Source organism: Nocardioides sp. NPDC004968, assembly GCF_040608935.1.
Taxonomy (GTDB): domain Bacteria; phylum Actinomycetota; class Actinomycetes; order Propionibacteriales; family Nocardioidaceae; genus Nocardioides.
This window is the reverse complement of sequence record NZ_JBEXJF010000002.1, coordinates 128019-139371: the sequence shown is the minus strand read 5'-3', so window position 1 is coordinate 139371 and position 11353 is coordinate 128019. Positions and strand designations below refer to the sequence as shown.

The following is an 11353-nucleotide window of genomic DNA, read 5'->3' as shown; positions in this document are numbered from 1 at the left end:
CCTTAAGTCGCTCCGTCCTCGAGCCTTCGCAACCGCTCCTCGAAACGCGTGGCCGCGGTGATCCGGGCGCGCACCTGCTCCTGCTGACGCTGGATCTCGGCCCAGATCGAGGAGGCGTCGACGTGGCCGTCCGACGGCGCGCCGGCCGCGAGGTTGCCGCGCTCGACGGTGTCGCGCAGGGTCTCCAGACGTGCCTCGAGGGCCGCGACCTGCGGGCTGACCCGGGCGAGCTCGCGCTCGAGGTCACCGATACGGACGCGCTGCCGGTCCGTGATGGCACGCAGCTCCTCGATGGTGGCACGAGCCTCGTCCAGGTCGGCTGCGGATCCGGTCTTTCTGACGACCTTGCCGCGCAGTCGGTTCATCGCCATAGGGAAACGCGCTCCTCCTCGAGCCAGCCAGTCATGACGCGTGCCTCCGCCTCAATCCGATGCTCCGGCGCCACGGGCGACGAGCCGCCTGCCTGATAGGTCCACTCCGTCTGCCCGGGGTTGTCGACGAACGAGAACCCGGACAGCAGGATGTCGGACTCCGGGAACAGGTTGACCGCCAGCCACGCGGCGGTGAAGCCCGTCGTCGGCGCCAGCTTCTCGGTCCGCCAAGGGATGTCGAGGTCGTTCCCGGTGCCGGTGAGCAGCTCCCCGTTCGGGATGGGTACGAAGCCCAGATCGGGGGGCCAGGACATCGGCCACACCTCGAGGCGGCCGTGGAATCGCATCGGTTCGGCGAGAAGGTAGAGGCGCTCGCGGTAGCGGTCGAAGGTGAACCGTGTCGGGCGGGTGATCCGGTTCCAGATCACCACATCGGCCCGTGACCCCTGGGCGCGCGGTTCACCCGGGGCATCCAGCACGAAGCTGTTGACCCGGATCACCAGATCCGAGTCGTCGATGGCCCGCGCTCGGTCGTCGCTGGGCCCCAACGGCGCATTCCCGAGCACCGCGACCGACCTCACCGGCGCCCTTCTGGCGTACGTGGTCATCAGGTCGCGTAGGTAGGCGAAGCCTTCAGTGATCGTGACTGCCCGTTCGGCGATCAACGTCACCGGCTTCCCCTTTCCAACGACCCTTGTCGCAGCGTCGTCACAGATCGCAGGGACGCGGCAGGCGCGTTACCCTTTCGGAAAAATCATAACGAGCCAGACCTCCGACAGTTACCCACCCGAGTATCGATTTGAGCGTCGCGGCGCGTTTTCACGCGTGCCGACGCAAAGTGCCATGGCGCTGTTGGCGCCTCGTCACCATCCATACATCTGCGCGTCGTTCGCTGGTCAGGCGGACTGGGCCCCGGTCCAGCTGGTGCGCTCGGCCTCCAGCTCGGCACGTACGGCGTCGAGCTCGGACTCCAGCTCGGCAACGCGGATGGCCGCCTCTGCGGCGTCGGCCTCGACGGCCTGGAGCCTCGCCTCGAGCTGCTCGCCGCGCATCTCGGCCTGGGCGGCCCGGCGGGCCTCCTCGCCACGGCGACGGACTGCCTCGGCGGCACGCTGGTGAGCGGCGGCCAGAGCGGACTCGAGCTCCTCGACGGCCTGGACGCGTTCGGCGAGCTTGGCATCCATGTGCTCGCGGAACTCGGCGTTCTCCTCGGCCCGCTTCTCGGACTCGACGCGGTAGGCCTGGGCCTGCTCGGCCCGGTCACGCGCCCAGTCGCGGCGGGTCTGGAGTAGCTCGGAGTGAGTGATCTTGGTTGCGGCAGCGCCACAGGCGAGCCCGAGAACGGCTGCGAGCACGACAACCAGCCAGGACCCGGAGGCCACCGCGGCGGAGATCGTGATGGCGGCCAGCGCCAGCAGGCCTACAGCAACCGTCAGGCGTGTGCTGCGCTGACGCCTGCGTGTGACTGGAGTTGCGGATGGGGAAGGCATGCTTCCACGGTACGGCTAGTTTTCATCGCGTTTGCGGACCCGGCACGCGTGTTCGAGGAGTCGAGCGGCGATGAGGATGGCGGTTCCGGCCACGGCCGCGAAGGCCGATCGGACCAGCCGCTCCCCTGCCGCGGTGTTGGCGTCGTAGCCCAGCCAGCTCACCGCGTAGCCCAGATAGCCGCCGGCGAGGAGCGCGCCGACCAGGGTGCAGGCGCGGGCGAGCACCAGCCGGTTGACCGCCTGATGAGCCTCGATGCGCTCGCCGCGTACCTGCAGCTGGCGGTGGGTGATCCAGGCGGTCACGCCCAGGGCCGCCGCGATCAGCAGCAGCACCACCGGCTGCGCCCAGGTGACGACCGGGGCCACCCCGCGCCAGGACTCCAGCACGGGGTGAGCCAGCCAGCCACCCACGATCCCGATGACGGCCCACGCCGTGATGGCTCCACCCGACATCGGGTGGAGCCGGCGCTCGTCGTCGGCGGGATCTTTCTCAGGACCCTGGTCGGGGTCCTCAGGTGCTGTGCTCAGATCCGGCTCAGAGCTCGAGGGTGAGGTCGTCGCGGCGGGTGATGCCGGACTGGTCAGACTGCTCCAGCAGCTCGGCGATCGGACCCACGCCGGGAAGATCGGCGCTCGGCTCCAGGTCAAGCCACGGCTTGAGCACGAAGGCCCGCTGGTGCGCACGCGGGTGCGGCAGGGTCAGCGACTCCTCCTCGAGGATCTTGTCGCCGACCGAGATGACGTCGATGTCGAGCGTGCGCGGCTCGTTGAAGATGCCACTGCGCGAACGGCCGTAGGCGTCCTCGATGGTGAGCGCACGCTCGAGCAGTCGCGTCGGGGTGAGCGTGGTGTCGGCAAGAATGATCGCGTTGAGGTAGAGCTCGGAGTCCTCGGGCGAGTCGACCGGCTCGGTCTCGTAGACCGGCGAGATCGTGGTCACCCAGACATCCGGCGTCTCGGCGAGAGTGTTCAACGCGTCCTGCAGATTTGCCAACCGGTCCCCGAGATTGGAGCCCAATGACAGCACCGCCCGCCGGATCGGCCGCATCTCCCCAGTGAGCGTGTCGGCGTCGATGATGTACGGGTTGGGTACCTCTGTCACGTGCTCTGCCTCCGGGTGATCGTCAGGGTGACGTCTTTGAACGTCGCTTCGATAGGCGCCCCCGGTTTGTGAACCGTAACACGTACCCAAAGTGCGCGGATGTCTGCAAGGCAAATGTCCGCGATCCGCTGGGCAAGCGTTTCGATGAGGTCCACCGGGTCGCGCTCAACATTGGTTTTGACCGCCATTGCGAGACTTCCGTAATCGACGGTGTCATGCAAGTCGTCCGTTTCCGCGGCCTTGCGGGAGTCGGTGCCGATGACCAGGTCGATGATGAACTTCTGCCCCTCACGGCGCTCGAAGTCGAACACTCCGTGATGGCCGTAGCACTCCAGACCGAGGATCTGGATTTCGTCCGCGGGTTCCTCAATGTTCATCGAGTGGTTCATCCAATTGTCTCCAACTTCGCTGCCGCCGCGAGGGTGTCCCTGGCGGCACGTACGTCATGAACACGTGTGGCCCACACACCGCGTTGCGCGAGAAAGACGGTGATCGCATCGTGGGCATTCTCACGCTCGGTCACCGGACGCAGGGTGCCGTCGGGGGCGGCCAGCAGGCGGCCGAGGAAGGTCTTACGGCTGGCGCCGATGAGGACCGGGAAGCCGAGCTTGTGGAACTCCTCCACGCCCGCCAGCAACCGCCAGTTGTCGTCGGCCGTCTTGGAGAAGCCGAGCCCCGGGTCGACCACGATGTTGTCGTCCTGGACCCCAGCGGCTCGCGCCGCCTCGATCCTCTGCTCCAGCTCCGCCTTCACTGTGGCGACCACGCCGTCGGCGTAGACGAGATGGTCCTGGTGCTGCATCTCCGCGCCGTGCGCGCGCCAGTGCATCACGACGTACGTCGCACCGTGGTCGGCCGCGACCTTCAGGATCCCCGGGTCGGCCAGGCCGCCCGAGACGTCGTTGATGATCTTCGCCCCTGCCTTCAGGGCCGCATCGGCGACCTCGGGACGCATCGTGTCGACCGATAGGGCCGCGCCCTCCTCGGCCAGCGTCTCGATGACCGGCACCACCCGGGCCAGCTCGTCGGCCACCAGCGGTCTGGTCGCGCCCGGACGGGTCGACTCGCCACCGATGTCGAGCAGGTCGGCTCCCTGCTCCAGGAGCGCATGACCGTGAGCCACCGCGTCATCGGTCGCCAAGAAACGTCCGCCGTCGCTGAACGAGTCGGGCGTGACGTTGACGATTCCCATGACCTGCACGCCACGACCCTATCCGGCGACGCCGGAAGGGCAGACTTGACCAGGCGGGCCCGCTCAGCCAGGCTGCCCGGCATCTCATTTACCCAGGGAGGCATCGTGGCCAAGATCCTGCTCCGCTCAGCAGGGGACCCGTTCGAGGTGATCGAGGCGGGCGACCCGCGTGCATGGGGCATCGGGTTCTACGGCACGAACGTCGGCAACCTCCTCTTCGCCGACTCGACACACCGGCTCCTCAGCGTGCCCGGAACCGAGATCGTCGCGAACCACTTCGTCCATGAGCGGCGCGCGTTCACCGCCGACGAGGTCGCGGCGACCAACGACGAGTACGACCACTTCGTGGTGCCGCTGGCCAACGCCCTCCGGCCGGAGTTCACCCGCCCGTTGACCCGGCTGACCGCCTTCATCGAGCAGCTCTCGATCCCGACCACGATCGTCGGCATCGGCGCGCAGCTCTCGCTCGACGACCTCGACACCGCTCCCGGCGACGAGCTGGCCGCCCTCCACCGCCGATTCATGAACAGCGTCCTCGAACGATCCTCGAAGGTCGGCGTACGCGGCGAGATCACCGCCGCCTACCTGCGGCGGCTCGGCTACGGCGACGAGCACGTCGAGATCATCGGCTGTCCGTCGATCTACCTCAACGGCCCCGACCTCACTGTCCGCGACGAGCGCTCCACCCCGATCGCCGACGAGGACCCGGTCGCCGTCTCGATGAGCCCGCTGACCGCGCCCTGGTTCGAGACGTACGTCGACGCTTTCGCCGACCGGCACCCGCGCATGACGTACGTCGGCCAGACCCACCACGACTTCGCGATGCTCCAGTGGGGACGGCACCGTCAGCCCGAGATGGGTATCGACCGCGACCACCGGCTCTACGCCGAGGACCGGACCCGGATGTTCCTCGACGCCGGCTCCTGGATGCGGTTCCTGGCAACCCAGCGGTTCGCCTTCGGCACGCGTATCCATGGCAACGTCGCCGCGGTCCTCGCCGGGACCCCGGCCATGGTCGTCGCTCACGACTCACGCGTGCTGGAGCTGTGCGACTACCACGGCCTGCCCTACACGATGCTCGACTCATTCAGGGCCGAGACCACGGTCGACGAGCTGTACCAGGCAGCCGATTTCACCAGCTTCCACAACCGCCTCGCCGACGGCTGGAAGCGGCTGACCGCGTTCCTGGACGACGCCGGCCTGGCGAACGTCGCGCAGCCCGGCCAGACGAGTGCGGCGTACGACGCCGAGCTCGCCGCGCTGGAGCCGGCGGCACCTGTCGCCACGCTCCGCGGATCGGGCGATGACGCCATCCGGCGCATCGAGGACCGGATCCACGCGCTCAAGATCGCCTCCGAGCACGCCGAAACCGCCGCCAAGCGTCGCGAGCGGGAGCTCGAGAAGAAGCTGACGGCGTCGGCGAAGAGCCAGGCCAAGCGGATCGCAGCCCTCGAGACGACCACGAGCAAGCAGCAGACCCGGATCGAACGGCAGGCCGGTCGCCTGGACCGCCAGCGAGCCCTGATCGACGAGCTGCGCGCAGACCTCGCTCGCCACCAGGAACGAGCGGGCCTGCGCGGCTTCGTCCGACGGGTTCGCCGCCGGCTGCGTCGCTCCGCGGGCTAGTGGCCCACTAGCGGGTTCCGCCCCGGATCAGGGCCATGGCCTCGGCCCGGGTGGTGGCGTTGGAGCGCATCGTGCCGCGTACGGCGCTGGTGATCGTGCGGGCGCCGGCCTTCTTGACGCCGCGCATCGTCATGCACAGGTGCTCGGCCTCGACCACCACGATGACGCCACGCGCCTCGAGGAGCTCCATGAGCGCGTCGGCCACCTGGGTGGTGAGCCGCTCCTGCACCTGCGGTCGCTTGGCGTAGACGTCGACCAGGCGGGCGAGCTTGGACAGGCCGGTGATCTTGCCGGAGGAGGCCGGGATGTAGCCGACATGGGCGACACCGGTGAACGGCACCAGGTGGTGCTCGCACATCGACCACAGCTCGATGTCACGGACCAGGACCATCTCGTCGTGGCCGAGGTCGAACGTCGTGGTGAGCACTTCCTCGGGCGTCTGGTGCAGCCCGCGGGTCACCTCCTGGTAGGCGCGGGCGACCCGGGCCGGAGTCTCGAGCAGCCCTTCGCGGTCGGGATCCTCCCCGATCGCGTAGAGCAGCTCGCGCACGGCCGCCTCGGCCCGCTTCTGGTCGAACACCGGTACGTCCGCCACGTCCCGCTCGGGGACATGGACGGGCGCTACGTCATCGAAGTTGTCGGACATGTGTTCAGTATCAGGCGGGCGGGGTGGCCTCAGCCGAGCCGGCCTCGGTCGGCTTGGTGGGGTCGACTCCGTTGGCTGACTGGACGCCGGACTGCTGACCGGCGGCGCGGATCGCCTTGGCGAGGTTCTCCTTGTCGCGCTCGACGATCCACCGCGGGATCTCGACCGCCGGGCGGTCGGAGGGGCGGCGGGTGTCGGAGCCGGTCCAGGCCGGACGCGGGTCGCGGCGACGCAGCGGCTCGAAGATCTCGGCGACCTCGTGCTTGGAGAGCGTCTCCTTCTCGAGGAGCTCCAGGACCAGGGTGTCGAGGACGTCCCGGTTCTCCTCGAGGATGTCGAAGGCCTCCTGGTGCGCGGTGGCGAGGAGCTTCTTGGTCTCGTCGTCGACGACGGCGGCGACCTCCTCGGAGTAGTTGCGCTGGTGACCGATGTCGCGGCCCAGGAACGGCTCCCCGTTGGACTCGCCGAGCTTGATCGCACCGAGCCGCTCGGTCATACCGAACTGGGTGACCATCGCGCGGGCGAGGTTGGTCGCCTTCTCGATGTCGTTGCCGGCGCCCGTGGTCGGGTCGTGGAAGATGAGCTCCTCCGCGGCGCGGCCGCCGAGCATGTAGGAGAGCTTGTTGAGCATCGCCGAGCGCGTCTGGCTGTACTGGTCGTCGTCGGGCATCACCAGGTTGTAGCCCAGCGCCTTGCCGCGCGGCAGGATCGTGATCTTCTGGACCACGTCCGGGCCTGGCAGGGCCGCGGCGACCAGCGCGTGGCCACCTTCGTGGTAGGCGGTGATGAGCTTCTCCTGCTCGCTCATCAGACGCGTGCGCTTCTGCGGGCCGGCGATGACCCGGTCGATGGCCTCGTCGAGCGCCTTGTTGGTGATCAGCTTCTGGTCGCTGCGAGCGGTCAGCAGCGCGGCCTCGTTGAGCACGTTGGCCAGGTCGGCACCGGAGAACCCCGGGGTCCGGCGGGCGACCGAGTCGAGGTCGATGTCGCCGGCCAGCGGCTTGCCGCGGGCGTGGACCTGCAGGATCTTCTCGCGACCGGCGAGGTCGGGAGCGTCCACCTGGATCTGGCGGTCGAAGCGGCCCGGGCGCAGCAGCGCCGGGTCGAGCACGTCGGGACGGTTGGTCGCCGCGATCAGGATGACCCCGCCGCGTACGTCGAAGCCGTCCATCTCCACGAGGAGCTGGTTGAGCGTCTGCTCGCGCTCGTCGTGGCCACCGCCCATGCCGGCACCGCGGTGACGGCCGACGGCGTCGATCTCGTCGATGAAGACGATGGCGGGAGCGTTCTCCTTGGCCTGCTCGAACAGGTCGCGGACGCGGCTCGCACCGACACCGACGAACATCTCGACGAAGTCCGAACCGGAGATCGAGTAGAACGGCACACCGGCCTCGCCCGCGACGGCACGCGCGAGCAGGGTCTTACCGGTGCCTGGCTGGCCGTAGAGCAGCACGCCCTTGGGGATCTTGGCGCCGACGGCCTGGAACTTCGCGGGCTCCTGCAGGAACTCCTTGATCTCCTGGAGCTCCTCGACCGCCTCGTCAGCACCGGCCACGTCGGAGAAGGTCGTCTTCGGCATGTCCTTGGTGATGAGCTTCGCCTTGGACTTGGCGAACTGCATGACCCCGCGGCCGCCACCGCCCTGCATCGAGTTCATCAGGAACAGGAACAGGATGATGATCAGTGCGAACGGCAGAACGAAGCTCAGGATCGAGCCGAGCACGGAGGGCTTGGCGACCTCGGAGCTGAACTTCTCGAGGTTGTCGCCCTCGGCCTGGGTCTTGCGCACCATCTCGATGAGCGCTTCCTGGTCACCGTCGACCCAATAGGTCGTGACCTCGGCGCCGCCCTCACGGGTGCCCTTGACCAGGGTCGCCTTGATCTCCTGGTCGCCGTCGACGAACGTGATCTCCTTGACCTTGTCGTCCTGGATGTACGACGTCAGCTGACTCGTGGTGATCTCGTCGCCCCCGTTGCGAGGGGCGAGGTACTGCAGCGCCAGGATCACACCGAGCACTGCCACGATGATCCACAGCCAGGGACCTTTGAATATGCGCTTCACAGGCTTCTTTCAACCGTTACGGGGTCAGACATGCACGCAGGGCAGCGTGCTCGTCATTTAGAACGACGGTACACGCCAAATCGTGCCCACCCCATCTGCGCGGTTCCGCTGTTGGCGTAACAGCAGGCGCTCGCCGGCTCAGTTCCAGCCTCAGCTGTAGATGTGCGGCGCGAGAGTCGAGATGTCGCGCAGGTTGCGGTACTTCTCGTTGAAGTCGAGGCCGTAGCCGACCACGAACTCGTCGGGGATGTCCCAGCCGACGTACTTCACGTCGACCGGCATGCTGACCGCCTCGGGCTTGCGGAGCAGGGTGGCGATCTCGATGCTCGCCGGGCCGCGGCTGGTGAGGTTGGAGGTCAGCCAGGTCAGGGTCAGGCCGGAGTCGATGATCTCGTCCACGACGAGCACGTGCTTGCCGGTGACGTCGGTGTCGAGGTCCTTCAGGATCCTCACCACACCGGACGACTTGGTGCCGGAGCCGTAGGAGGAGACGGCCATCCAGTCCATCTCGACGTGGCGGTTCAGGGCGCGCGCGAGGTCGGCCATGATCATCACCGCACCACGTAGGACGCCGACGATCAGCAGCTCCTGACCCTCGTAGTCCTTCTCGATCCGGCGGGCCAGCTCTTCGACCTTCGCCTGGATCTCGTCGTGGGTGAACAGGGTCTTCACGAGGTCGTCGCCGACGTACTCGGTGTCCATGTCCGTCACTCTAGATGGTGGTGACGCATGCGGCGGAATACCCGGTTCACCGGGTATCCCTGCACTTCTCAGGCGTTGCAATGCCAGAGAAGTGCAGGAATACCCTGAGAAGTCCGCCTCACGACCCGCTCGACGCGGGCCGGATGTGGATCGAGCCGTCGCGGCGTACGGCCTGACGGTGTCCGGGAAGGTCGATCCAGCGCTGGCCGCGCCAGTCAGTGACCAACCGGTCGATCGCCAAGACGTGCTCACGGGTGAGCTCCGCGGGCGGGCTGCCGGCTTCGATCGCCGCGATCCGGAGGACTCTGGTGCGGACGGCGGAGGGATACCCGGCGAGGGTCTCGACCGGGAGGGATCCGCCGAGCTCGCGGTGCATCGCCTCGGCGATGTCGTCGATGAAGTCGGCGTCATCACGGAGCTGCTCGGCGGTGCGAGCCAGCGCGTCGGCGACCCCTGGGCCGAGGTCCTCTTCGAGCGTGGGCAGGACGCGGTGGCGGATGCGCGCGCGGGTGTAGGCGAAGTCGCGGTTGTGCGGGTCCTGCCAGACGTCGAGGCCCTCGACCTGGCAGGCGGTCTCGGTGTCAATCCTGGTCGTCGCCAGGAGCGGACGGCGATAGCGGTCGAAGCCGGCTCGCATCCCGGAGAGGCTGCGCGCGCCCGAACCCCTGGTCAGGCCCAGCAGCACGGTCTCGGCCTGGTCGTCGCGGGTGTGGCCGAGCAGGATCACGCTCGCGCCGAGGCGCTCGGCGAGCTGGTCGAGGACCGCGTAACGGGCCTGGCGCGCCGCGGCCTCGGGACCCTCCCCGTCGGCCTTGACCTCCACCGTCGCGGTCACGGTCTCGTCGACGCCCATCTCGTCGAGCTGTCCGATGACCTTCGCGGCCTGCGCCAGGCTGCCGTCCTGCAGCCCGTGGTCGACGGTCGCGCCGATGATGTGCAGCCCGAGCTTGTGGCCCTCGAAGACCGCGGCCGAGGCCAGCGCCAGCGAGTCCGCTCCCCCGGAGCAGGCCACGATCACCTTCTCGCCCGGCTCGAGGCGCTCGAGCGTCGCGCGGACGGGGCGGCGTACGGCTGCGACGGAGGGGTGCAGACTCACAGGACCCGGGTCACCCAGGCGTCCGGCTCGACGATCTCGGCCTTGGTCGGGAGGTTCTCGGGGCCGGCGAAGACGGCGTTGAACTCCTCCATACCGACCCGGTCGACCACGTTGCGTACGAACTTCGCGCCGTCGCGGTACTGGGCCATCTTGGCCTCCAGCCCGAGCAGGCGGCGCAGCAGGCGGTCGAGTACGCCGATGCCCTGGCGGCGCTTGTTGAAGGCCTTGCGGATCGTGGTGACGCTCGGGATCACGCCGGGGCCGACATCGTCCATGACCACGTCCGCGTGGCCCTCGAGCAGCGACATCATCCCGGTGACCCGGTCGATGATCTCCTTCTGTTCGGGCTTGGCGAACGCGTCCACGATGCTGCCGTTGCCCTTGAGCGCCTCGGTGACCCGCTGCAGCCCGCCGTCGAAGATCGAGGCCGGATCCATGGCTTCGGAGAGGCCCTCGATCTGGGCGAAGAGGTGGTCGCGCATCCACGGGCTGGCGGTGAACTGGACCCGGTGGGTCTCCTCGTGAAGGCAGACCCACAGCCGGAAGTCGGTCGGGTCGAGGCCGAGCTCGCGCTCGACGTGGACGGCGTTGGGCGCGACCAGCAGCAGCCGCCCCGACGGTCCGTAGAACGGGTCGAACTGGCCGAGGATCTTCGAGGACATGAAACCGAGCAGGCCGCCGACCTCGGCAGCGCTGATCTTGGAGCCGACTGCCTGGGTGAGGGCTCCCGGGGCGCGCTTCGCGGTGATCCGGTCGACCACCGGCGAGATCACGTGGGCGAAGGTGTCGGCGTTGGCCTGGATCCAGCCCCTTCTGTCCACCACCAGGACCGGCGCCGTGTCGCGGGGCGCGTCCAGACCAGTGAAGGCGCGTACGAACTCGGTCGCCTTGGCGGCGTCCGCGCGCAGCTCCTCGACGGCGTGCTGAGCCTCGCTGCGCGAGACGATCGGGCCATCTCCACCGACCGTCGCACCGAGGCGTACGGCCAGGTCCCAGTCGACCATGGTCGCTCCGGACGGGGCGGGGTCCTCAGCACGATGGGTCATGCGTACGACCGTAGCCGACC

Annotated in this window: 13 protein-coding genes; 1 reads left to right on the top strand and 12 read right to left on the bottom strand. The window is 68.4% G+C overall.

The annotated features are described in order from the left end of the window. Positions 1–2: 2 nt before the first annotated feature. The 7 genes from ABZU72_RS03195 to folP form a co-directional block, all read right to left on the bottom strand. A complete protein-coding gene (locus tag ABZU72_RS03195) occupies positions 3–371 on the bottom strand; it encodes a hypothetical protein (RefSeq protein ID WP_355017465.1) in 369 nt (122 codons plus the stop codon). Then, the gene (locus ABZU72_RS03190; protein WP_355017464.1) at positions 362–1042 is read right to left on the bottom strand and encodes a hypothetical protein; all 681 of its coding nucleotides are present in this window, start codon (positions 1040–1042) and stop codon (positions 362–364) included. The genes ABZU72_RS03195 and ABZU72_RS03190 overlap by 10 nt, the downstream gene beginning before the upstream one ends. A 225-nt stretch (positions 1043–1267) precedes the next feature. Continuing rightward, positions 1268–1861, bottom strand: coding sequence for a hypothetical protein (locus ABZU72_RS03185; protein WP_355017463.1), 594 nt, complete (start codon positions 1859–1861; stop codon positions 1268–1270). A gap of 15 nt (positions 1862–1876) precedes the next feature. Beyond that, on the bottom strand, positions 1877–2314 hold the full coding sequence (locus ABZU72_RS03180) for a DUF3180 domain-containing protein (protein ID WP_355017462.1): 438 nt from the start codon (positions 2312–2314) through the stop codon (positions 1877–1879). Positions 2315–2396: 82 nt separating this feature from the next. Then, the gene (folK, locus tag ABZU72_RS03175) at positions 2397–2963 is read right to left on the bottom strand and encodes a 2-amino-4-hydroxy-6-hydroxymethyldihydropteridine diphosphokinase (RefSeq protein WP_355017461.1); all 567 of its coding nucleotides are present in this window, start codon (positions 2961–2963) and stop codon (positions 2397–2399) included. Then, the gene (folB, locus tag ABZU72_RS03170; RefSeq protein WP_355017460.1) at positions 2960–3352 is read right to left on the bottom strand and encodes a dihydroneopterin aldolase; all 393 of its coding nucleotides are present in this window, start codon (positions 3350–3352) and stop codon (positions 2960–2962) included. The genes folK and folB overlap by 4 nt, the downstream gene beginning before the upstream one ends. After that, positions 3349–4155 (bottom strand): dihydropteroate synthase, encoded by an 807-nt coding sequence (gene folP / locus ABZU72_RS03165; protein WP_355017726.1) that lies wholly within the window; start codon positions 4153–4155, stop codon positions 3349–3351. Before folP ends, folB begins: the two co-directional genes overlap by 4 nt. A gap of 105 nt (positions 4156–4260) precedes the next feature. Here folP and ABZU72_RS03160 point away from each other — a divergent pair, with 105 nt between their 5' ends. After that, the gene (locus ABZU72_RS03160) at positions 4261–5781 is read left to right on the top strand and encodes a polysaccharide pyruvyl transferase family protein (protein ID WP_355017459.1); all 1521 of its coding nucleotides are present in this window, start codon (positions 4261–4263) and stop codon (positions 5779–5781) included. Between the two features lie 7 nt (positions 5782–5788). Here ABZU72_RS03160 and folE read toward each other — a convergent pair whose 3' ends face one another. The 5 genes from folE to ABZU72_RS03135 all read right to left on the bottom strand — a co-directional run bounded on the left by folE (position 5789) and on the right by ABZU72_RS03135 (position 11333). After that, positions 5789–6427, bottom strand: a complete 639-nt coding sequence (gene folE, locus ABZU72_RS03155; RefSeq protein WP_201451186.1) for a GTP cyclohydrolase I FolE — start codon at positions 6425–6427, stop codon at positions 5789–5791. 10 nt (positions 6428–6437) lie between these two features. Then, entirely contained in the window at positions 6438–8489 is a 2052-nt protein-coding gene (gene ftsH / locus ABZU72_RS03150) for an ATP-dependent zinc metalloprotease FtsH (RefSeq protein ID WP_355017458.1), read from the bottom strand. Positions 8490–8639: 150 nt separating this feature from the next. Further along, on the bottom strand, positions 8640–9191 hold the full coding sequence (gene hpt, locus ABZU72_RS03145; RefSeq protein WP_141801736.1) for a hypoxanthine phosphoribosyltransferase: 552 nt from the start codon (positions 9189–9191) through the stop codon (positions 8640–8642). A 118-nt stretch (positions 9192–9309) separates the two neighbouring features. Then, positions 9310–10287: a tRNA lysidine(34) synthetase TilS gene (tilS, locus tag ABZU72_RS03140; RefSeq protein WP_355017457.1), complete on the bottom strand. Its 978-nt coding sequence runs from the start codon at positions 10285–10287 to the stop codon at positions 9310–9312. Then, positions 10284–11333 (bottom strand): zinc-dependent metalloprotease, encoded by a 1050-nt coding sequence (locus ABZU72_RS03135; protein WP_355017456.1) that lies wholly within the window; start codon positions 11331–11333, stop codon positions 10284–10286. Before ABZU72_RS03135 ends, tilS begins: the two co-directional genes overlap by 4 nt. Positions 11334–11353: the final 20 nt, after the last annotated feature.

Bases quoted from the DNA above. Each gene is read 5' to 3' on its own strand.
- ABZU72_RS03195 (WP_355017465.1), bottom strand. From the start codon at position 371: ATGGCGATGAACCGACTGCGCGGCAAGGTCGTCAGAAAGACCGGATCC.
- ABZU72_RS03185 (WP_355017463.1), bottom strand. From the start codon at position 1,861: ATGCCTTCCCCATCCGCAACTCCAGTCACACGCAGGCGTCAGCGCAGC.
- ABZU72_RS03180 (WP_355017462.1), bottom strand. From the start codon at position 2,314: ATGTCGGGTGGAGCCATCACGGCGTGGGCCGTCATCGGGATCGTGGGT.
- folB (WP_355017460.1), bottom strand. From the start codon at position 3,352: ATGAACCACTCGATGAACATTGAGGAACCCGCGGACGAAATCCAGATC.
- folP (WP_355017726.1), bottom strand. From the start codon at position 4,155: ATGGGAATCGTCAACGTCACGCCCGACTCGTTCAGCGACGGCGGACGT.
- folE (WP_201451186.1), bottom strand. From the start codon at position 6,427: ATGTCCGACAACTTCGATGACGTAGCGCCCGTCCATGTCCCCGAGCGG.
- hpt (WP_141801736.1), bottom strand. From the start codon at position 9,191: ATGGACACCGAGTACGTCGGCGACGACCTCGTGAAGACCCTGTTCACC.
- ABZU72_RS03135 (WP_355017456.1), bottom strand. From the start codon at position 11,333: ATGACCCATCGTGCTGAGGACCCCGCCCCGTCCGGAGCGACCATGGTC.